The 21,911-nt window shown below is 72.2% G+C and carries 16 protein-coding genes; 9 read left to right on the plus strand and 7 right to left on the minus strand.

Features of this window, described 5'->3' with window-relative positions; all coding sequences use genetic code 11:
* Window positions 1–24 precede the first annotated feature (24 nt).
* A complete protein-coding gene (locus Ate02nite_RS20840) occupies window positions 25–1,725 on the plus strand; it encodes an AfsR/SARP family transcriptional regulator (RefSeq protein ID WP_203808015.1) in 1,701 nt (566 codons plus the stop codon).
* 9 nt (window positions 1,726–1,734) lie between these two features.
* Window positions 1,735–2,130, plus strand: a complete 396-nt coding sequence (locus Ate02nite_RS20845; RefSeq protein WP_203808017.1) for a Rid family detoxifying hydrolase — start codon at window positions 1,735–1,737, stop codon at window positions 2,128–2,130.
* A gap of 25 nt (window positions 2,131–2,155) precedes the next feature.
* Here Ate02nite_RS20845 and Ate02nite_RS49465 read toward each other — a convergent pair whose 3' ends face one another.
* The 4 genes from Ate02nite_RS49465 to Ate02nite_RS20860 form a co-directional block, all read right to left on the minus strand.
* A complete protein-coding gene (locus Ate02nite_RS49465) occupies window positions 2,156–2,284 on the minus strand; it encodes a hypothetical protein (protein ID WP_275422931.1) in 129 nt (42 codons plus the stop codon).
* 148 nt (window positions 2,285–2,432) lie between these two features.
* Entirely contained in the window at window positions 2,433–6,074 is a 3,642-nt protein-coding gene (metH, locus tag Ate02nite_RS20850; protein ID WP_203808019.1) for a methionine synthase, read from the minus strand.
* Window positions 6,075–6,194: 120 nt separating this feature from the next.
* A complete protein-coding gene (locus Ate02nite_RS20855) occupies window positions 6,195–7,862 on the minus strand; it encodes a bifunctional 3'-5' exonuclease/DNA polymerase (RefSeq protein WP_203808021.1) in 1,668 nt (555 codons plus the stop codon).
* Window positions 7,863–7,898: 36 nt separating this feature from the next.
* On the minus strand, window positions 7,899–8,264 hold the full coding sequence (locus tag Ate02nite_RS20860) for a DoxX family protein (RefSeq protein WP_203808023.1): 366 nt from the start codon (window positions 8,262–8,264) through the stop codon (window positions 7,899–7,901).
* 102 nt (window positions 8,265–8,366) lie between these two features.
* On the opposite strand from Ate02nite_RS20860, the gene Ate02nite_RS20865 reads away from it, so the two are divergent.
* Window positions 8,367–8,735, plus strand: coding sequence for a winged helix-turn-helix transcriptional regulator (locus Ate02nite_RS20865; RefSeq protein WP_239147555.1), 369 nt, complete (start codon window positions 8,367–8,369; stop codon window positions 8,733–8,735).
* Here Ate02nite_RS20865 and Ate02nite_RS20870 read toward each other — a convergent pair.
* The gene (locus Ate02nite_RS20870) at window positions 8,732–9,559 is read right to left on the minus strand and encodes a metal-dependent hydrolase (RefSeq protein ID WP_203808025.1); all 828 of its coding nucleotides are present in this window, start codon (window positions 9,557–9,559) and stop codon (window positions 8,732–8,734) included. The genes Ate02nite_RS20865 and Ate02nite_RS20870 overlap by 4 nt on opposite strands.
* Before the next feature lie 87 nt (window positions 9,560–9,646).
* Window positions 9,647–10,108 carry a DUF1707 SHOCT-like domain-containing protein gene (locus tag Ate02nite_RS20875; RefSeq protein WP_239147556.1) on the minus strand — a complete coding sequence of 154 codons (462 nt, stop codon included), beginning with the start codon at window positions 10,106–10,108 and terminating at the stop codon, window positions 9,647–9,649.
* Window positions 10,109–10,328: 220 nt separating this feature from the next.
* Here Ate02nite_RS20875 and Ate02nite_RS20880 point away from each other — a divergent pair, with 220 nt between their 5' ends.
* From Ate02nite_RS20880 to Ate02nite_RS20900, 5 genes are all read left to right on the plus strand, one after another.
* A complete protein-coding gene (locus Ate02nite_RS20880; RefSeq protein WP_203808027.1) occupies window positions 10,329–11,561 on the plus strand; it encodes a sensor histidine kinase in 1,233 nt (410 codons plus the stop codon).
* Window positions 11,558–12,232 carry a response regulator gene (locus Ate02nite_RS20885; protein ID WP_203808029.1) on the plus strand — a complete coding sequence of 225 codons (675 nt, stop codon included), beginning with the start codon at window positions 11,558–11,560 and terminating at the stop codon, window positions 12,230–12,232. Before Ate02nite_RS20880 ends, Ate02nite_RS20885 begins: the two co-directional genes overlap by 4 nt.
* An 83-nt stretch (window positions 12,233–12,315) precedes the next feature.
* Entirely contained in the window at window positions 12,316–12,669 is a 354-nt protein-coding gene (locus Ate02nite_RS20890) for a YciI family protein (protein ID WP_203808031.1), read from the plus strand.
* A gap of 47 nt (window positions 12,670–12,716) precedes the next feature.
* Entirely contained in the window at window positions 12,717–13,868 is a 1,152-nt protein-coding gene (locus tag Ate02nite_RS20895) for an RNA polymerase sigma factor (protein ID WP_239147561.1), read from the plus strand.
* 252 nt (window positions 13,869–14,120) lie between these two features.
* A complete protein-coding gene (locus tag Ate02nite_RS20900) occupies window positions 14,121–17,288 on the plus strand; it encodes a hsp70 family protein (protein WP_203808033.1) in 3,168 nt (1,055 codons plus the stop codon).
* On the opposite strand, the gene Ate02nite_RS20905 is transcribed toward Ate02nite_RS20900, so the two are convergent.
* Complete coding sequence (locus tag Ate02nite_RS20905; RefSeq protein WP_438871236.1) at window positions 17,285–19,171, minus strand: amylo-alpha-1,6-glucosidase; 1,887 nt, start codon at window positions 19,169–19,171, stop codon at window positions 17,285–17,287. The genes Ate02nite_RS20900 and Ate02nite_RS20905 overlap by 4 nt on opposite strands.
* Window positions 19,172–19,259: 88 nt before the next feature.
* Between Ate02nite_RS20905 and Ate02nite_RS20910 the strand changes: the two genes are divergently transcribed.
* Window positions 19,260–21,884 carry an MGH1-like glycoside hydrolase domain-containing protein gene (locus Ate02nite_RS20910; RefSeq protein WP_354263187.1) on the plus strand — a complete coding sequence of 875 codons (2,625 nt, stop codon included), beginning with the start codon at window positions 19,260–19,262 and terminating at the stop codon, window positions 21,882–21,884.
* Window positions 21,885–21,911: the final 27 nt, after the last annotated feature.

Below are 21,911 nucleotides of genomic sequence, written 5' to 3' on the forward strand. Positions count from 1 at the left end.
TCGTCCCGTGCAGAATCATCCGACGTGGGGGCGACGATTCAGCTACTCGGGCGGCCCGGCATTCATCGGCCGGGCGAGCAGGGCCCGCGGCCACGCGGCCGGAAGACCTGGGCCCTGCTCGCCCTGGCCTCGCTCAGCGAGCGCCCGGTGCCGCGGCACGAGCTGGTGCGGATGCTGTTCCCGGACGCCGGCGACGCTCCGGCCGCCCTGCGCTGGTCCCTCTCCGAGCTGCGCCGGGGCCTGCGCCCCGACGCCCGCATCGACGGCGATCCGGTGGCCCTCGACCTGGGCCGCGACACCGTGGTGGACGCCCAGCAGGTGCTGGCCGGCCAGGCCGATCTCGATGCGGGGGAGCTGCTGGCCGGCATCGACCTGACCGACTGCCCCGAGTTCGACCTGTGGCTGTCCCACCAGCGCGAACGCATGGCCGCCGCGCTGCGCGCGTCGTTGCGCGCCGCGATCGACACCCGGCTGGCCGGCCATCGCCCGGCCGAAGCGGTGCCACTGGCCCGCCGCCTGGTCCAGCTGGCCCCGTTGGAAGAGCAAAATCACGAGCTTCTGGTACGCGCATTGGCCGCAACCGGCGACCGCATCACCGCGCATGCCGCCGCGTCCGCTTGCGCCGCCCTGTTCGCACGCGAGTTGGGCGTGCGCCCGTCACCCCGGGTCGCCGCCGCCGGTAACGCGGCCTGGGGGCTGACCGTGCTGCCGGACGGGCGGCGGCTGCTGGCTCGGCTCGAGGTGGAGGCGGGGAAGGCCGCGCTCGCGGCGGGGGCGACCGCCGACGGGCTCGAGCGGCTGCGGTCGGCGGCCGCGATGGCCGGCGAGCTCGGCGACGAGCGCGTGCAGGGCGAGGCTCAGGCGGCGCTCGGCGCGGCGATGGTGCACTCGGTCGCGCTGACCGAGCCGGCCGGGGTGGCCGCGCTGCGGCGGGCGGCCGAGCTGGCCCGGAGCACCGGTGACCGGGCGACCGCGGCCACCGCCGGGCGGGAACTGGCCTTCGTGGCGCTCGGCTCGCGGGCCGCCGCCGGTTCGGCGCTGCTGCGGGCGGCCCGGGAGCTGGCCGGCGACGACGACGGCAAGCTGTCGGCGGTGCTCGGAGTAGAGGCGTTCGCGCTCACCGACAGCGGCCGGGCCGGGCCGGCGGCGGAACGGTTCCGCCGCTCGATCGAGCTTGCCGACCGGGCCGGCGAGCCGCGCAAGGCGGCCTGGTCGCTGGCGCTGCTGGCCCGGGGCGAGCTGATCGCCGGCGACCTGGCGGCGGCCCGGGATGATATCGACCGGGCGATGGCACTTGTCACCGCCGAGCGCTGGACCGCCTTCCAGCCGTTCGTGCTGGCCATCGCGGCCGAGCTCGACCTGCATGAGGGCCGGCTCGACGAGGCCGGTCAGCGGCTGGCCGCCGCCTGGACCACCGCGGTCCGGCTCGGCGACCCGTGCTGGTTGTCAGTGACCGGGCGCGGGCTCGGCCTGCTCGCCGCCCGGCGCGGCAATCCGGCCGAGGCGATCCGGTGGCTCGACGGCGCCTACCATCGCACCACCGACCGGCCGCCGCTGATCTGCCGGTGGATGGACGCCGCGACGCTCGACTCGATCTGCGACGTGGCCACCGCCTTCCGGCTGCCCCGCGCCCGGGCGGCGGTCGCCGAACTGGCCAGCCTCGGTGCGCGCGCCCGGCTGCCAATCTATGCGGCCCGGGCCCGCGCCTATCAAGCTCTGTCCTGAAGGGACGTCATGGAACGACTCGCCATCTCCACCGATCAGGCGCCGCCCGCGATCGGCCCGTACAGTCAGGCGATCGTGGCCGGGGGTTTGGTCTTCTGTTCCGGCACCGCCGGGATCGACCCGGCGACCGGCGAGATCCCGCCCGGCATCGCCGAGCAGACCCGGCTCGCCCTGCGCAACCTCGACGCCGTGCTGACCGCGGCCGGCGCCTCGCTGTCGACGCTGGTCAAGACCACGATCTACTACCGGCACGTGGCCGACTTCGCGACGATCAACGAGATCTACGCCGAGCACATGCCGGACCCGCCGCCGGCCCGGTCGGCCCCGTCCGGCATCGACCTGCCGCGCGGCCTGCTGATCTCGATCGAGGCCGTCGCCACCGTGCAGAGATGGGCCGGTTCCTAGAGGAACCGGCCCATCTCTATATGAGTTACCAGCGGCGGCGGCGGTAGTGGCCGTGGTGCCGGTAGTGCCCATGGTGTCGGTAGTGGCCGTGATAGCCGTGCTGCTGCGGCGGGTAGGGGCTACGACCGTGGCCGTAGCCGTGACGGTGCGTCATGCGCTGGACCTTCGACGCGACCATCGAGAGCAGGAAACGCTTGACGAAGCCGCTCAACCGGGGTGCCGTCCTTCCGTTGGAAGCTTGGCACTTCACGGTAACGGGCGATGTCGAGTACTCCCTGTGACCGACCTGAGCGGTTCCTGAGTCAGTCGATGTCGTAGGCCAGGTTGGGGCGCAGCCACCGCTCGACCTCGTCGACCGGCATCCCGCGCCGCTTCGCGTAGTCGGTGACCTGGTCCTTGCCGAGGCGGCCGACGGTGAAGTAGCGGGACGCCGGGTGGGCGAAGATCAGGCCGCTGACCGCGGCGGCCGGCATCATCGCGTACGACTCGGTCAGGCCCACGCCGATCGCGTCCGTCCCGAGCAGCTCGAAGAGGTCCTTCTTCTCGCTGTGGTCGGGGCTCGCCGGGTAACCCAGCGCCGGCCGGATGCCCCGGAAGCGCTCGGCGTGCAGGTCGGCCAGCTCGGGCTGGGCGTCCGGCTCGAACCAGTCGCGCCGGGCCCGCAGGTGGATGTACTCGGCGAACGCCTCGGCCAGCCGGTCGGCCAGCGCCTTCACCATGATCGCCCGGTAGTCGTCGTTCTCCGCCTCGTACTTCGCGGCCAGCTCGCCGGCGCCGTGGATGCCCACCGCGAACCCGCCCAGGTGGTCGCCCGCCCCGGCCGGCGCGATGTAGTCGGCCAGGCTGCGGTTGGCCCGCCCGGCCGGCTTCTCGGTCTGCTGGCGCAGCATCGGGAACCGGTGCCCGTCCTGGTCGAGCACGATGTCGTCGCCGTCGGAGTGCGCCGGCCAGAACGCGTACTGACCGCGGGCCTGGAACGAGCCGTCCGCGATGATCTGGTCGAGCAGGGTGTTCGCGTCGTCCCACAGCTCGCGGGCCACCGGCTGGTCGAGGATCGCCGGGAACTTGCCCTTGAGCTCCCAGGCCAGGAACAGGAACGTCCAGTCGACCATCTCGCGCAGCTCGGCGATGGTCGGCTCCACCAGGCGCACGCCGGTGAAGGCCGGGGTCGGCACCTCGCTGAAGTCGACCACCTCGCGGTTGGCCTGCGCCTCCTGGAGGGTCAGCAGCGGCTGGGCCCGGCGGTTCTCGTGCTGGATGCGCAGCCGCTCCTGGTCGGCCCGGTTGGCGACGTCGAGCGTCTCGGCGCGGCCGGGGTCGAGCAGGTCGGAGACCACGCCGACGACCCGGGACGCGTCGAGCACGTGCACCGTCGAGCCCTGGTAGGCCGGCGCGATGCGGACCGCGGTGTGCTGGCGGGACGTGGTCGCGCCGCCGATCAGCAGCGGCAGCTTCAGGCCCCGGCGCTGCATCTCGGCACCGACCGAGACCATCTCGTCGAGCGACGGGGTGATCAGGCCGGACAGGCCGATCACGTCGGCACCCTCGGCCACCGCGGTGTCCAGGATCTTGGCGGCCGGCACCATCACACCGAGGTCGATCACCTCGTAGTTGTTGCAGCCCAGCACCACCCCGACGATGTTCTTGCCGATGTCGTGCACGTCGCCCTTGACCGTGGCCAGCACGACCTTGCCCTGGCCGCGGTCGGCCTCGACGCGGCCCTCGAGGCGCGCCTGCTCCTTCTCGGCCTCCATGAACGGCTCGAGGTAGGCGACCGAGCGCTTCATCACCCGGGCGCTCTTGACCACCTGCGGCAGGAACATCTTGCCCGAGCCGAACAGGTCGCCGACGATCTTCATGCCGTCCATCAGCGGGCCCTCGATCACCTCGAGCGGCCGGGGGAGCTGCGCGCGAGCCTCTTCGGTGTCGGCCTCGATGTAGTCGACGATGCCGTGCACCAGCGCGTAGGACAGCCGCTCGCCGACCGTGGCCTCGCGCCAGGACAGGTCGACCTCGCGCTGCTTGCCCTTGCCGGTGACGGTCGAGGCGAACGTGACGAGCCGGTCGGTGGCGTCCGGCCGCCGGTCGAAGATCACGTCTTCCACCAGTTCCAGCAGGTCGGCCGGGATGTCCTGGTAGACGGCGAGCTGACCGGCGTTGACGATGCCCATGTCGAGGCCGGCCTGCACGGCGTAGTAGAGGAACGCCGAGTGCATGGCCTCGCGGACCACGTCGTTGCCGCGGAACGAGAACGACAGGTTGGAGATGCCGCCGCTGGTGCGTGCGCCCGGGCAGCGTGCCTTGATCAGCGGCAGGGCCTCGATGAACGCCTTCGCGTACCCGTTGTGCTCGCTGATGCCGGTGGCCACGGCCAGCACGTTCGGGTCGAAGATGATGTCGTCGGGGGCGAAGCCGGCCTTCTCGACCAGCAGGTCGTAGGCGCGGCCGCAGATCGCGACCTTGCGGTCGCGGGTGTCGGCCTGGCCCTGCTCGTCGAAGGCCATCACCACGACGCCGGCACCGAAGGACTTGATCCGGCGGGCCTGGTTGAGGAAGGGCTCCTCGCCCTCCTTGAGGCTGATCGAGTTGACCACGCCCTTGCCCTGCACACACTTGAGGCCGGCTTCGAGCACGGTCCACTTCGAGCTGTCGATCATCACCGGGATGCGGGCGACCTCGGGCTCGGTGGCGATCAGGTTGAGGAACGTGGTCATCGCCTGCTCGCTGTCGAGCAGGTCGGCGTCCATGTTCACGTCGAGCAGGTTGGCGCCACCGCGCACCTGGTCGAGGGCCACGTCGACGGCGCCCTGGTAGTTGTCGGCCTCGATCAGCCGGCGGAACTTGGCCGAGCCGGTGACGTTGGTGCGTTCACCGATCATGACGAAGCCGGTGTCCGGGCCGATCTCGAACGGCTCGAGGCCGGAGAACCGGGTGGTCGGCGCGGGCGGGTTGATCTGGCGCGGCGTCTGGCCGGCCGCCACCGCGGCGATCTGCCCGATGTGCGCGGGGGTGGTGCCGCAGCAGCCGCCGACGATGTTGACCAGGCCGTCCTCGACGAAACCCTTGATCAGGGCGGAGGTCTGGGCCGGGGTCTCGTCGTAGCCGCCGAACGCGTTGGGCAGGCCGGCGTTCGGGTGCGAGGCGACGTAGACGTCGGAGAGGCGGGCCAGCTCGGCCACGTGCGGGCGCATCTCGGCCGCGCCGAGCGAGCAGTTCACGCCGACCACCAGTGGGTGGGCGCGCTCGATCGACCGCCAGAACGCCTCCACGGTCTGGCCGGACAGCGTGCGGCCGGACAGGTCGACGATCGTCACCGAGATCCACAGCGGCAGATCGGGCGCCACCTCGTGGGCGGCCGCGATGGCCGCCTTCGCGTTCAGCGTGTCGAAGATCGTCTCGACCAGCAGCAGGTCGACGCCGCCCTCGACCAGGGCCGCGATCTGCTCGGCGTAGGACGCCTTGACCTGGTCGAAGGTGACCGCGCGGTAGGCCGGGTCGTCGACCTTGGGGGACAGCGAGAGGGTCACGTTGAGCGGGCCGACCGAGCCGGCCACGAACCGGGGCTTTCCGTCGCGCTCCTGGGCCTCGGCCGCCGCCTCGCGGGCCAGCTGCGCACCGCGCACGTTCATCTGCTTGACCAGCGACTCCAGGCCGTAGTCGGCCTGCGCGATGCTGGTGGCGGTGAAGGTGTTGGTGGTGGTGATGTCGGCGCCGGCCGCCAGGTACTGCCGGTGGACGTCGAGGATCACGTCGGGCCGGGTGAGGATGAGCAGGTCGGGGTCGCCGGTGACGTCCTGCAGGTGATCGGGGTCGATCAGGTCACCGCGGTAGTCCTCGGGCTTGAGCTTGGCGCCCTGCAGCATGGTGCCCCAGGCGCCGTCGAGCACGAGGATGCGTTCTGCCAGGAGTCGCTTCAGCTCGGCGACGCGTGCGCTTCTCTCCATACCGACCACCTCCGTGGTAAACAACGGAGGCGCCCTTGGTCGGAATTCACCGAGCGAGCGTGGCGGGTGTCACCCCGTTGCAGCGCCTCTCGCTTCGGACCCACAAAGCTACCCCACTTGTCACTTGGCATCGGCGTACGCACCAACTACTGAGACGTCCAGCGGAAAGCGCACCGAGGTCTCCCCGAACAGCAACCGTCCGGCCGCCGCCGCGCACTCGTTGACCGCGGCCACCACGGTTTCGGCCTCCTCGGCCGGGCAATGCACCACCACCTCGTCGTGCACGAACAGCACCATTTCCGCCTTCATTCCGGTCAGCGCGGTGCGCAGCGTTGCCAGCAGGGTCAGCGCCCACTCGGCCGCGGTCGCCTGGATGACGAAGTTGCGGGTGAAGCGGCCGCGGGCCCGGCCGGACGCGCCGCCCTGGGTCTCGCCCGAACCGGTCTCCTCCGGCGGATCGAGGCCTGCCTCGCGCCCGGCGGCGGCCGGTGGGCAGGTGCGGCCCAGCCAGGATCGGACCAGGCCGCCGGCCTCGCCGGTGCGGGCCGCGGCCTCGACGAACTCGAACGCCTTCGGGTACTGCTTGCGGAGCACGGCCAGCGCCGGAATCGCGTTGCCGCCGGTCTGACCGTACATCGCGCCGATCAGGGCCACCTTGGCCTTGGCCCGGTCGCCGTCGAACGAATCGGCGGCCAGCGCCGCGTAGAGGTCACCGGCCGCACCGGCCGCGGCGAACCGCTGGTCCCCGGAGACGGCCGCCAGCATGCGCGGCTCCAGCTGGCCGGCGTCGGCGACCACGAACCGCCAGCCCGGGTCGGCCACCACCGCGCGGCGCACCACCTTGGGCACCTGCAGAGCGCCGCCGCCCCGGGTCGCCCAGCGACCGGACACCACGCCACCCGGCACGTATTCCGGGCGGAACCGGCCATCGCGCACCCAGGCCTCGCACCAGGTCCAGCCGTGCGCCGTCCAGATGCGGTAGAGCTCCTTGTATTCCAGCAGCGGCCGCACCGCCGGGTGGTCGACCTGTTTCAGCACCCACTGCCGGGTGTTGGGGATGGTCACCCCGTTGCGGGCGAACGCCTTGACCACCTCGGCCGGGGAGTCGGGGTGCAGGCCGTGCATGCCCAACGCCTGGTTGATCTCGGCGGTCAGCTCGGCCAGCCGGCGCGGCGGCCCGACCGGCTGCGGCGCACCGAGCAACTCGCGCAGCAGCTCGTCGTGCAGGTCGGCCCGCCACGGCAGGCCGGTGTGTCCCATCTCGGCCCCGACCAGGGCACCCGCCGACTCGGCCGCGACCAGCAGCCGGAATCGCCCGGGGTGCTCGGTGGCAGCGATGCGGGCGTGCTGATCCGCGTACACCTCCTGGACCGCCTCAAGCACGTCGAAGCCGGCGGCGGCGGGCGGAGCGCTTGTGGTCTCGAAGAGGGCGGCCTGGGCGAAGCCGGGCGGCTCGGCCGCCAGGCGAGGCTTGTCGGGTGGGACCGGCAGGCCGTGCAACCGGGCCCGGGCCGCCGCCAGCGCCCGCGGCGCACCCCACCGTCCGGCCTGGCCGAGCAGCAGCGCCTCGGTGAGCTCGAGGTCGTGGCAGCGGGCCACCCGGACGCCCGCGCGCAGCAGCACCGGATAGAGATCGAAGGTGGCCGGCCAGACCCAGCGCGGATGATCGGCCGCCTCCCGCTCGCCGATCGCCGCCGCCAGGTCGGGCACGTGCCGGGGCGGGCCGAGGGGGGTCCCGTCGGCCCGCAGATCGAGCAGGCGCCCGTCGGGCGCCACCGCTACCAGCACCCCGTCATTGTGCGGCCGGGGTACGACAGTTTTGAGCTAGAGCCAGACGGTGGCGAGCCAGGCGACCACCGCGGCCAGCACCAGCAGGACGGCGTTGAGCCAGAGCACGCTGATCTCGCCGCGGCGCAGGTGCACGATCGCCCCGCCGATCTGGATCAGCACCAGGCCGATCGCGGCGACCAGGGCGAGGCCCTCAGCGATGCCGGTGAGCGGGGGCAAAATCAGGCCCAGCCCGCCGAGGATCTCCAGCGTGCCGATCAGCCGGACCACCGGCATCGGGATCTGGTCGACCCAGCCCATCATCGGCCGCAGCTTCTCCTGGCTCTGGCTGACCTTCTGCACGCCGGCGAAAAGGTAGAAGACGGCGAGCAAGCCGCCGGCGATCCAGTACGCGATTTCCATGGCAGGCCCCTTGGTTACTATCAGGAAGTAACCCCATCATGGGGTACTCAAGAGGGCCTTACAAAAGGCACATCCGTGTGCCTGACGAACGGCGGTGTGGCCATGAAGTACGTGCACAGCTGCATGATCCGCGGCGACGGCGGCCGCACGCTGCGGGCCATCCTCGATCAGATCTGCAACAAATGGACCCTGCTGGTGGTGGCCACCCTCGACGGCGGCACGCTGCGCTTCAAGGAGCTGCACCAGCGGATCCCCGGCATCTCCCAGCGGATGCTCACCCTGACCCTGCGCCACCTGGAACGCGACGGCCTGGTGTCCCGCACGGTGCACGCCGAGGTGCCGCCGCGGGTGGAATACGAGCTGACCGCGACCGGCCGCAGCCTGCTGGAACCGGCGCTGGCCCTGGCCGGCTGGGCGATCGAGCACGTGCCGCAGATCGAGGCCAGCCGGGAGGCGTACAAAAAGGCCTAGGGTGCGTTGTCCGCCCAGGTGTCGAGCTCGAAGCGGTGCAGCAGGCCCGGCGCGAACATCGCCGCGATCGACACCACCGCGATCGCGGTGAACGCGGTGCGCAGCACGATCGTCTCGGTCTTGCCGCCCACCCGCACGGCCAGCCCGTTCGGCACACCGATCATCCGCCACATCCGCCGGCCGGTGGGTATCGGCCACAGGATCGGCACGCCGGCCGAGGTGATGATGTCGCCCATCAAGTGCACGAAACAGCCCACCCCGACCGCGAAGCCGAGCATCGGGTAGCCGCGGTCACCGGGCAGGCTCGCCGCCGTCAGCCAGGCGATCACGCCCGAGCAGATCGTGACGATCACCCAGCCGGCCTTCTCGGCCCACTCGTCGAACAGGCCGCGCAGCGCCAGGCCGGCCATGAAGAAGATGATGCCGACCACGGCCCACTTGCCGTAGTGCGTGGCCAGCGCGGTCGTGCCCCAGCCGACCAGGGCCGCGAACGGCAGGGTGTGGGTGAACGTGCGGTGCCCGTTGTTGCGTCGCGGGTCCCGGCTGAGCCGGGTGGCGGTGTAGATGCCGAGCGAGATCTTCTCGATCACCTCGGCCGCGAACAGCGAGAACACCCCGAACGTACGGGCTACGGTCGCGCCGCCCTTGTTCCGGGTGACCTTGCCGGACAGATCGAGGTCGGGCAGCAGCGCGCCACCCGCACAGACCGTGGTGCCCACCGCCACCGCCAGCGGCGACTGGCTGTAACCCGCGAAGTGGTCCAGCGCCCAGCTGCCGGCCAGCCACGCGGCCGCCCCCGAAAGGGCGTGCGACGGTCCCATCATGTGCTGTTGTCCCCTCCCCGCAAGCCGCTCACTTTCGCAGAGCGGGGAGGGGCGTTCAACGACCGCCACGTCCACTGTCGATCTTTGTTACCGCCGCCACTCCGGGCCGTTCCACGGCGCTACCCGGTGCGCGTAGCTGTAGCGCGGTTCGTAATGGCTCCACCGGGCGTGCCGCACCAGCCCCATGACCAGGAAGACCAGCGGGATGGCGGGCCAGAAGAAGTGAGCGCCGGAGAGCACCCACAGTCCGGTCAGGATCCCGGCGGCGATCATCACGAAACTGGCATGCCGGCGCAGGGCCCGGCGTGTCGCGAGCCGGAACTCCGGCGCATGCGCCTCGGCCATCGCCCGCCGGCCCCCGTCGGGGAGATCGGCCGTCAGCGGGGCCAGCTCGTCGCGGTACTTGGTGGCGTACACGGCGGCCAGCCGCTCCTCGCCTTCCTCCAGGGTCAGGCGGCCCTCGGTCATCGCGGCACGCAGGATCTCGGCGATCTGCTCCCGCTCGGAGTCGGAGGTCCGCATCCGGGTCGGGCTCTCGTTCGGGTTCACGTTGTCCTCCTCGTGGACGTCGTGCTTCCAGAGTCGGCCTTCCGCCGCTGCGCGGCGTCGCCCCGTCGGCGCATCTTCCGGGCGGCTTTCCGGCGGTCAGAGCCCATGCGCGTACGACGTGAGTCCCATCCCGTGGTCGTCGCGTACGACCTGGGTCGTACCCGTGCTTCAGACCCAGCTCCGATGCCCCGGCCGGGTCCGGTGCCGTAGGTTCGGCCGCATGGAGGAAGTGACCCGACAGTGGGGACCGCCGTGGCGGGAGGACCGCCGCATCGGCCGGTTCCAGCGTCGCCGCTGGGCTCATCCCGGGTCCGGTGTCGTCGCCGGTTTCTTCCACGTGATCGGCGCCAACAACGCGGCCGGCGAGGCCGGGGTCTTCCGCCCGCTGACCGGCTGGGTCTACGCCCTGTTGCTGGTGGGCCCGTTCGCGCTGCTGTGGCGCAAGCGCTTCCCGGTGACCGTCTTCGTGGTCGCGGTGGCCGCCTCGATCGGGTTCGCCACCTTCGCGGCCCCCCGGTGGAGCTATGCGGTGGCTCCCGCGATCGCCCTGTTCAACCTGGCCCGGATGGGCCGGCCGTGGCCCGCCGTGATCGGTGCCGGCGCCTCCTACCTGGCCTACTTCGCGATCTGCTGGGCCTTCGCCGACCACCTCGGCGTGCCCGTCGGGGCCCGGCCCGGCCCGCGCGAGGCGGTGTTCCTGGCGGTCACCCCGATCGTGCTGATCTTCCTCGGCGGCGCCTCCAAGGTCCGGTCCGAGCACATGGTCGAGATGCTGAAGGTGCGGGCCGAGCGAGAGCGGGCCAAGAAGGAGCAGGAGCGGCGCCAGGCGTCCGAGGAGCGGTTGCGGATGGCCCGCGAGCTGCACGACGTGCTCGGCCACCACCTGTCGCTGATCAACGTGCAGGCCGGGGTGGGCCTGCACCTGATGGACAAGCAGCCCGAGCAGGCCCGCGAGGCGCTCACCGCGATCAAGACGGCATCCGCCGAGGCGCTGCGCGAGGTGCGGGCGGTGCTCGACGTGATGCGCGCGGAAAACGAGTCGGCGCCGCGCCAGCCCGCCCTGGGCCTCAACCGCCTGGAGGAGTTGACCGCCGACGCCGGCCTGCCGATCACCACCAAGGTCACCGGCGACGACCGCCCGCTGCCGCCCGAGGTCGACCGGGCGGCCTACCGGATCATCCAGGAGGCGCTGACCAACGTGCGCAAGCACGCCGGTCCGGGCGCGACCGCGTCGATCGCCGTCGACTACCTGCCGACCGCACTGCACCTGGCCATCCGCAACGAGGGACCGGACGCCGCCGAGGCCGGGAGCGACCCCGGCGAGGGCACCGGCATCGCCGGCATGCGCGAGCGGGCGCAGAGTCTCGGCGGCTCGGTCGAGGCCGGCCCGGTCGACGGCGGCTTCCTGGTCTCCGTCCTGCTACCCACCCCCGACGACGGGAGCCTTTCGTGATCACCGTGCTGCTGGCCGACGACCAGGCACTGCTGCGGGCCGGCTTCCGGGCGCTGCTCAACGCCGAACCCGACATCAAGGTGGTGGCCGAGGCCGCCGACGGCCTGGAAGCGGTCCGGCAGGTCCAGCTGACCCACCCCGACGTGGTGCTGATGGACATCCGGATGCCCGGCGTCGACGGCCTCGAGGCGACCAAGCGGATCGCCGCCGACCCGGCCCTGGCCGAGACCCGGGTGGTCATCCTGACCACGTTCGAGCTGGACGAATACGTGTTCGAGGCACTCCGCGGCGGCGCCTCCGGCTTCCTGGTCAAGGACACCGAACCGGTCGACCTGCTGCGCGGCATCCGAGCGGTGGCGGCCGGCGACGCGCTGCTGTCGCCGAGCGTGACCCGCCGGGTGATCGGCGAGTTCGCCAGCAAACAGGCGCAGACCCGGCCGGTCGCCCCGCCCGCGCTGCTCGACGCGCTGACCGACCGCGAACGCGAGGTCCTCGTCCTGGTCGCCGAGGGTCTCTCCAACGACGAGATCGCCGCCCGCCTGGTGATCAGCCCGGCCACCGCGAAGACCCACGTGAGCCGCACCATGATCAAACTGGCCGCCCGGGACCGCGCCCAGCTGGTCGTCATCGCGTACGAGGCCGGCCTGATCCGCCCCGGCTGGCTCGGCTGACCGGGTTTTGTCGAATAACGGGCCACCGCGGCGTCATCTTCTTGTGGGCACCGCACGGGTGGCCTCCCGGAAGGGGAAATGACATGCAGTACGCGCTTCTGATCTACGGCAACGAGAAGGCCTGGGAGTCCCGGACCGAGCAGGAGATGCAGGAGAACCACGAGCGGCACGGCCGGTTCATGGCGATGCTGCGCGAGCGCGGCGCCCTGATCCCCGGCGGGCAGGAACTGGCGAGGTCCAGCACGGCCACCACCGTGCGCAACGGCGACCCGGTCTCGGTAACCGACGGGCCGTACGCGGAAACGGCCGAGCAGATCGGTGGCATCTACCTGATCGACGCACCCGACCTGGACGCGGCGCTGGAGATCGCCCGGCAGTTGCCCGAGCCGATCGTCGAGGTCCGCCCGGTCGTGATGCACCCGGAGATGGGCAACTGAGCCCGGAGCAGGCCGTCGAGCAGGCGTACCGCGCCGAGTGGTCACGCCTGCTCGCCCTGCTCGTCACCCGGCTGCGGCGCTTCGACGTGGCCGAGGACAGCCTGCAGGACGCGTTCGTGGCGGCCGCACGCGTCTGGCCGGCGCAGGGGGTGCCGGAGAAGCCCAGCGCGTGGCTGTGGACGACGGCCTACCGGCGAGCGCTCGACCGGATCCGCCAGGAGGAGACCGACGCCCGGCGCCTGCCGCTGCTGATCGCCGACTCGCCCGCCCCGCCGGCCGCCGAGGAGGGCGGGGATGTGCCCGACGAGCGGCTGCGGCTGCTCTTCGCCTGCTGCCACCCGGCGCTGCGGCCCGATGCCCGGGCCGCGCTGATGCTGCGGTTCGTGGCCGGCCTGACCACCGCCGAGATCGCGCGGTTGTTCCTGGTCAGCGAGCCGACGATGGCCGCCCGGCTGACCCGGGCCAAGGCCAAGATGGCGGTGGCCGGCATTCCGCTGCGCGCACCGTCGGCGGCCGACCTGCCGGCCCGCCTCGACGTGGTGCTGCGGGTCATCTACCTGATCTTCACCGAGGGCTACCGGGCCACCGCCGGCCCGGAGCTGGTCCGGCCGCGGCTGGCCGACGAGGCGATCCGGCTCGGCTACCTGGTCGGTGAGCTGCTGCCCGGCGAGCCGCGCACGCTCGCCCTGCTCGCGCTCATGCTGCTGCAACACGCCCGGCGCGACGCCCGGGTGGCGGCCGACGGCGCCCTGGTCCTGCTGCCCGACCAGGACCGCACCCGCTGGCGGCACGACGAGATCGCCCGCGGGGTGAGCCTGCTGGATCTCCTGGAGGCGGCCCCGATGCCCGGCGAATACCACCTGCAGGCCTTGATCGCGGCCGAGCACGCCAAACCGCCCCCGACCGACTGGCCACGCATCGCCCACCTCTACGCCGAATTGGAACGCCGCACGCCGTCCCCGATGGTCCGGCTCAACCGAGCGGTCGCGATAGCCGAGGCCGGCTCCCCGGAGGCCGCGTTGTCCCTGATGGACGGCCTGGTCATCCGCGACACCCACCTGCTGCCAGCAGTCCGCGCCGAACTGCTGACCCGCCTGGGCCGCCACGCCGAGGCCACGGCCGCCTTCGACGAGGCCCTGACCCTGGTCCGCACCGACCCCGAGCGACAGCACCTGCTGCGCCGCCGCGCAGAGCGGTGAGGCGCGCGCTGACCCGGAGCGGGCGACGCCGGGCCGAGCGACGGTCCGTGCGGAGCGGGCGGTGATTGGGCTGCGGGGGTGAGGGTGCAGGCGGCGGTCCGCGCCGGACCGGTGGGGATTTGGCCGTAAGGCTGAGGGGCGGGAGCGGATCGAGGACGGGCACGCCCGAACGGCGGATCTTTGGACGCGGAGGGTGTCGGCTTTTGTGCGGAGCGTTTCGGTGGGTGGTGGGGTGCTCCTAGCATTCGGGGGATGGGGGAGTACGGCCTCGGAGTCGATCTCGGTACCACCTACACCGCCGCGGCTACCAATGTCGACGGTGTGGTGGAGACCGTCCGGCTTGGTGGGCGCGGTCCGGAAATGCCCTCGCTTGTCTTCCTGCGGTCCGACGGTGAGGTGCTCGTCGGGGACGCCGCGCAGCGTCGCGGGGAGGGTGAGCCGACCCGGCTGGCGCGGGAGTTCAAGCGCCGGCTCGGCGATCCGGTGCCGATCATGCTGGGTGGCACGCCGATGTCCGCGCACGCGCTCACCGCTCGGGTGTTGCGGCACGTCACGGCCATGGTGGCGAACGGTCAGGGCGGGCCGCCGAGCCGGATCGTGCTGACCCACCCGGCCAACTGGGGTCCGTACAAACGAGAGCTTCTTCAGCAGGCCGCGCAGCTCGCCGACCTGCGGCAGGTCACGCTGCGGAGCGAGCCGGAGGCGGCCGCGGTGCGCTACGCGAGCACCGCGCGGGTCGCGGTCGGCGAGACCATCGCGGTGTACGACCTGGGCGGCGGCACCTTCGACGCCGCGGTGCTGCGCAAGACCGCCACCGGCTTCGACGTCCTCGGCGAGCCGCAGGGCGTCGAGCAGCTGGGCGGCATCGACTTCGACGAGGCGATCCTGGAGTACGTGCGGGAGCAACTCGGCCCCAACCTGGCCGAGATGGACCTGACCGACCCCACGGTCACCGAGGCGCTGACCCGGCTGCGCCGCGAGTGCGTCGAGGCCAAGGAGAGCCTCTCCTTCGACACCGAAGCGGAGATCGGCGTCGCCCTGCCCCGCCTGCACACCCGGGTGCGCATCCACCGCTCCGAGTTCGAGTCGCTGATCTCCCCGGCCCTGGACGACACGATCGCCGCCCTGCGCCGAGCCCTGCGCTCCGCCTCGGTGGAACCGGCCGACCTGCGCTGCATCGTCCTGGCCGGCGGCTCGGCCCGCATCCCGCTGGTCGGCTCACTGGTCGAGGAGGCCTTCGGCCGCCCGGCCGCCTCCGACGAACAGCCCGAGTTGGGCATCGCCCTGGGCGCCGCCCGCCTGAGCGGTCCCGAGGGCACCCTGCGCGAGCAACCCGCCCCGATCTCCTCGGCCCCACCCCGGATCGCCAGCGCCCGCCCGGCGAATGCAGCCGCGTCGGCCGGCCGAGCCGCAGCCGCGGCCGGTGCGGTCGCGGGCGTGGCGGGTTCGGGCGGAGTGCCCGTGGCCCGTGGTGCGGCGGCAGGCGCCGCGGGCCTGGCCGGGGCCGGCGGCGCGGGCGGTGCCGCGCCGGGTCGAGGCACGGGTGCCGGTCATGCCGATGCGGGCGCACCCGGAAACGAAGCCGCGCGTGCGGCAGCGGCAGGCGCAGCCGCCGCAGGCATCTCGGGCGCGGGCTTGGCGGGGGCGCCGGGCTCCGGCGCCGGGGCGCCGGCCTACGGCTCGTCGGGTGGAGTTGCTCCGGGCAGTGGCGGGCTGGCCGGGGCCGCGCCAAACCACGGGTCGCCGGGTGGAGCGGCTCCGGGCGGTGGTGGGTCGGGCGGGGCCGCGCCGGCCTACGGGTCCCCGGGCGGAGCTGCGCCGGGCGGCGGTGGACCGCGGAACCTGGCCGGCGGAACCGCGTCGTCGTTTTCGGACGCTGCGGGAGCGCATGTTCGGCCGCTGAGCCCGGGTGGGCCCGGGCTCCCGTCGGCGCGGGTTTCCGGGTCGGCGCAGGTGCCGGGCCGCGACGGCGGGACCGGCAACGGGGTGTCTCCGCAGCAGCGGGAGGGTGTGAGTTCGGGTGCGATACCGCTGAGCGTGCCGCCGGGTGACACGGCATCGAGGAGTTGGCCGCCGCCGGCGCAGGCGGCGCGGAAGCGGTCGGTGAAGTGGCCGATCATCGGTGGGTTCGCGGCCGTGCTGGTGACGGTGGCGGCGGTGAGCGCGATCGTGCTCTGGCCCAAGGACCGTGGCGGTGGGGCCACGCCGGCGGCGGGGAGCGCGACAAGCGAGGCTTCCGCGCCGGCCGCGGCTGTGGCGACGGTGGTCTGGAAGACGGCGACCGGAGTGGGGGCCGGCGAGCCGCCGGCCGTCGGGGCCGAGCTGGTGTTCGTCAGCGGGGCGGACGGGACGCTGCGGGCCTATCGGCGGTCGGACGGTGGGGCCGCCTGGGAGCTCAAGCTCGGGGACGGGCTGCGGGCCTCGACCCGGGTGGTGGGCGGGGTCGTCTACGCGGTCACCGGGGACGGCGGGGTCTATGCGATCGACGCCGCCAAGGGCCGCGAAGTGTGGCGCCGGAGCACCGGCAACCCGATCGTGGCGCGGCCGATCGTCGACTCCGAGCGGGTGTTCGTCGGTGGCCAGGACGGGATTCTCTACGGATATCGCTCGCCGACCGGGAACGGCCGCTGGCGGGTGCAGGTCGGCGAGGTCAGCTATCCACCCACGGTGATCGGCGGGGTGGGCATCGTCGCCGGCGGGGACGGGCGGCTGCACGGGGTCAACGCCGAGGGCACCCAGCTGTGGAAACCGGCCGTGGGCAAGGCGAGCGGCGGGCCGGTGGACGCGGGCGACGCCGCCTGCGTGGCGCTGGCCGACGGCACCGCGCGGTGTGTGCGGCTGGCCGACGGCGAGCTGCTGCCGGTGATCAAGGCCGACGGAACGACCTTGACCAGGATCTACGCGGCGGCCGGGACGCTGTACGGAGCGGGCGCCGACGGGTCGGTCGGGGCCTGGGACGTCGTGACGGGGGAGAAGCGCTGGCGGACCGCGGCGACCGGGGCGGGCGCCGGGTTCCCGGTGGTGCGGGCCGGTGGGGTCGACGTCGCCTTCCCGGACGGCCGGATCGTGGGGCTCGACCCCGCCACCGGCAACGTGCTGTGGGAGTCACGGACGGGGGAGAAGTTCGATGCGGCCTCCCGTGGCGACGAGACCGGGCTCTACATCGTCGGTGACGGCGGTGTTCTGTACTCGCTGCGACCGCCGGGCAGCGCCACCGCCACCGCGGCACCCACGGTGACGACCCCGGCGCCGACGACCGCACCCACCGTGACGAAGAAGCCGACCACCCGGCCGACCTACCGCCCGACCAAGACGAAGTCGACCACGACCGAGCCGACCACCACGCCGCCGACGACCGAACCCACCTTCGAGCCGACCCCGGCCGACGGCGGGAACGGCAACGGCGGCGGCAACGGCTAGAGGCGGCGGGCGCGCAGGGTTTCGGCTACCGACCAGGCCTGGAACGGGCAACCGGTGGCCACGTGCGGGGCGTTGCCGTCGGCGGTCTCCGAGACCGAGCCCAGGCCGTACTCGCCCAGGTGGTCGTCGGTGTCGGAGAGGATCTGGTCGGCCGAGACGCCGAGCCGGTGCCAGGCCTGGACGAACGGGCCGGTCAGCCAGGGCCAGACCGTGCCGGTGTGGTAGGCCGTGTCCCGGGCCGCCGAGTCGCCGCGGTGCCGCCCGAGGTAGCCGGGCTCGTCGGGGGCGAGGCTGCGCAGGCCGAGCGGGGTCATCAGGGCCGCGCCGATCGCCTGCAGGGTGGCCGGTTCGGGGCGCAGCGGCGCGTACGGCAGGGACCAGGCCAGCAGCTGGTTGGGCCGCATGGCCGGGTCGTCGCCGTCGGGACCGTCCACGACGTCGTACAGCCAGCCGGTCGGTGCCGGGAAGCGGCGGGCGAAGCCGGCCAGGGCCTCCGGGTGGGCGCGGACCGCCGAGCCGGCGCCGGTGCGGGCCTGCCAGGCCAGTTTGATCACGGTGGCCAGGCCGTTCACCCAGAGCGCGTTGATCTCGACCGGCTTGCCGTGCCGGGGAGTGACCGGAACCCCGTCGACCCGGGCGTCCATCCAGGTCAGCGCCTTGCCCTCGGCGCCCTGCCGGAGCAGGCCGTCGAGCGGGTCCACCCCGATGCCGTAGCGGGTTCCCTTGAGGTGGTGGTCGACCACGTCCAGCAGGGCCGGCAGCAGCTCGGCGGCCAGGTCGAAGTCGCCGGTGACGGCCACGTGCCGGCCGACCGCGTGCAGGAACCACAGGGTCGCGTCGGCGGTGTTGTACTCGACGCGGCCGGTGTCGGCGGTGTTGGCCAGCATGCCCTCGGAGAGCGTGGCCGCGTACGACCGGAGCAGCTCGCGGCCCTCGCTCGATCGGTTGGTGGACAGGAACAGGCCCTCGTAGCTGAGCATGGTGTCCCGTGACCAGGCGCCGAACCAGGGATAGCCGGCCACCACGTCGGGCCCGGCGGCGGTGCGCACCACGAAGGCGTCCGCGGCCAGGGCCAGGGTGGCCTGGGCGTTGTCGGCGGGGGCGGCCGCGGCGACCACGGCCTTGCTGCGCTGCCGCGCGGCCAGCACGACCTCGGGCGCGGGTGGCGGCGGATCGTCGAGACCTGATGCCCAGGCCGACACCGAAGCCGTCGATCCGGGTTGCCGCAGCTCGGCGTGGAAGCTCCCGGCGTACCAAAGATCTTCGATGGGTTGAAGCCCTCGGGCCGCCTCGGCCCGGTGTCGCACCCCGAGCCACCAGGCGCCGCCGGCCTGGAATTCCGGGCCGCGCAACCGGAACGCGCCCTCGACCACGCACCCGCCCTCGACCGGCTCGACGGCCGGCGGGGGACCGTCCGCGGTCCGCTCCTTGTGCGCGTCCCGCCAGGTGACCAGGGCCTCCAGGGAGAGGCCGACCGGGCCGCCGGTGAGCAGGCGATGCACGACGGCGACCGCCGGGCGGCCGTGCATCATGGCGAGTTCGCGTTCGATGACGACGTCGCCGATCCGCCAGCGCCAGCGGGGGAGGCCGTCCACGAGCTCGAAGCCGGCGAGAAGTTCGTGCCCGCGTGGGGCGATCGTCCCGTCCGACCACTCGTGCGTGGCCAGCCGGACCGTGGCGCCGGACGGCAGGGTGACGATCGGGTCGAGCGCGGTGAGGCCGAGTTTCCGCCCGGCAACCAGCAAACCGTGGTAACGCCGGGTACGCAGACCGGAAACCGTGCCCATCGCATACCCACCGCAACCGTCGGGTACGAGCCATTCGCGGGCCGCACCCTCGGTGATGTTCCCGCACACCTGAGATCCGAAAGCTAGGCGACGCACCGTAGCCATCAGATGACCTCCAGTTGTCGGGCAGAATCAATTGTTGTCAACAGACGTAACACGCGACGGTGAGAATCAGATTATGGGGGTGAGTCACGGCGTGGCGGAGCGCGTACGGCTGGCGCAGGCCGATTCCGGTGAGCAGCCGTGGCGCTCGTGGGGCCCCTATCTCGCCGAACGCGCCTGGGGCACGGTCCGCGAGGACTACAGCGAGCACGGCACGGCCTGGGACTACTTTCCGCACGATCATGCGCGGTCCCGAGCGTACCGGTGGAACGACGACGGTATGGGCGGCATCTGCGACGACCGGCAGACGTTCTGCTTCGCGCTGGCGCTGTGGAACGGCAACGACCCGATCCTCAAGGAGCGGATGTTCGGCCTGGGCGGCGACGGCGGCAACCACGGCGAGGACGCCAAGGACTACTGGTGGTACCAGGACTCCACGCCGACCCACTCGTGGATGCGCTGGCGCTACCACTACCCGCAGAAGGAGTTCCCGTACGACCAGATCGTCCGGGAGAACGGCACCCGGTCGCGCGAGTCGTCGGAGTACGAGCTGATCGATACCGGGGTCTTCGACGACGACCGGTTCTGGGCGGTGACCGTCGACTACGCGAAGGCCGGTCCCAAGGACATGTGCATCGCGATCACCGTGTCCAACCGCGGTCCCGAGCCGGCCACCCTGGACGTGCTGCCCACGCTGTGGTTCCGCAACACCTGGTCGTGGGGTCCGGCCAACCGGCCGAAGCCGACGCTCACCGGCACCCCGGGCCGTCTCGCCGGCCGGCACCGCACGCTCGGCCACCTCACCCTCGAGGGCGAGGGCGACGCGTCCACCCTGCTCTGCGACAACGAGACCAACGCGCAGCGGTTGTGGGGCCAGCCCGGCACCAGCACCTATCCCAAGGACGGCATCAACGACCACGTGGTCGCGGGGGCGCCCACGGTCAACCCGGCCGGCGTCGGCACCAAGGGGTCGCTGCACTACAAGATCACCCTCGGGCCGGGCGAGACCCGTACCCTCCGGCTTCGTCTCACCCAGGGTGAGGGTTTCGAGGATCCGTCGAATTTGGACCTGGGCGCCGGCTGGGAAGCCGTGATGCGCGACCGGGCCGGCGAGGCCGACGAGTTCTTCGGCGAGATCATCCCGCCCGAGGCGTCGGCCGAGGAGACCGCGGTGGCCCGGCAGGGCATCGCCGGGCTGATGTGGGGCAAGCAGTTCTACCACTTCGACGTGAAGCAGTGGCTGACCGGCGATCAGGGCTCGGCGCCACCCCCGCCGGGCCGCCGCTACGGGCGCAACAACGCCTGGTGGCACATGAACAGCTTCGACGTCATCTCCATGCCGGACCCCTGGGAGTACCCGTGGTACGCGGCCTGGGACCTGGCGTTCCACTGTGTCTCGATCTCCCGGGTCGACCCCGGCTTCGCCAAGTCCCAGCTGCTGTTGCTGCTCCGCGAGTGGTACATGCACCCCAACGGCCAGATCCCGGCGTACGAGTGGGCGTTCGGCGACGTCAATCCGCCCGTACACGCATGGGCTGCTCTTCGGGTCTTTGAAATTGACGGCGGGCGCGACTTCGATTTCCTCGCCCGGGTCATGCACAAGCTGCTGCTGAACTTCACCTGGTGGGTCAACCGCAAGGACGTCGGCGGCAACAACGTCTTCGAGGGCGGCTTCCTCGGCCTGGACAACGTCGGCCCGTTCGACCGGTCCGCGGCCCTGCCGGTCGCCGGCGTGCTGGAGCAGTCGGACGGCACCGGCTGGATGGCGATGTACGCGCTGAACCTGCTGGACATGGCGATCCGGCTGGCCCTGCACGACCGCACCTACGAGGACATGGCGACGAAGTTCTTCGAGCACTTCGCCTACATCGCCGAGGCCGCCTACCGGCAGGGCCTGTGGGACGACGAGGACTGCTTCTTCTACGACCAGCTGCGCCTGCCGGACGGCCACAAGCTGCCGCTGAAGGCCCGGTCGATCGTCGGCCTGCTGCCGCTCGCGGCCACCACCCGGCTGACCGCGGCCACCCTCAACCGCCTGCCCGAGCTGAACGCGCGATTGCGCTGGCTGCGCCACTCGCAGGGTGAGATGGCCGATGTGATCAGCGCCCGCCGGCTGTCGGCCGAGGGCCGCCAGCAGCGGCTGCTGTCCATGGTGGGCCAGGACCAGCTGCTGCGGATCCTGGCCCGGATGCTCGATCCGGAGGAATTCCTTTCGGAGTACGGGATCCGCACTCTGTCGAGGTCACACCTGGAGAAACCGTTCACGGTGTCGCTGGGCGGTTCCGACTTCACCGTCGGTTACGAGCCGGCCGAGTCGACGAGCGGCCTGTTCGGCGGCAACTCGAACTGGCGCGGCCCGGTCTGGATGCCGGTCAACTACCTGCTGGTCGAGGCCCTGCGGGAGTTCGCCGCGTTCTTCGGCGACGACCTGATGGTGGAGTACCCGACCGGCTCGCAGCAGAAGGTGCCACTGTCCGAAGTGGCCAATGACCTGTCCCGCCGGCTCATCTCACTGTTCCTGCCGGACGAGAACGGCCACCGGCCGATCTACGGCGCCAACGAGATCCTCCAGCAACACCCCGACTGGAAAGACCTGATCGTCTTCCCCGAGTACTTCCACGGCGACAACGGCGCCGGCCTCGGAGCGTGGCACCAGACCGGCTGGACCGCCCTGGTCGTCGATCTGATTCTCACCCTGAGGCGCTGACGCACGTCGATGCGGCGGGCTACCATC

The sequence above is a fragment of the Paractinoplanes tereljensis genome (genome assembly GCF_016862435.1).
In the GTDB taxonomy this organism is placed as follows: Bacteria; Actinomycetota; Actinomycetes; order Mycobacteriales; family Micromonosporaceae; genus Actinoplanes; species Actinoplanes tereljensis.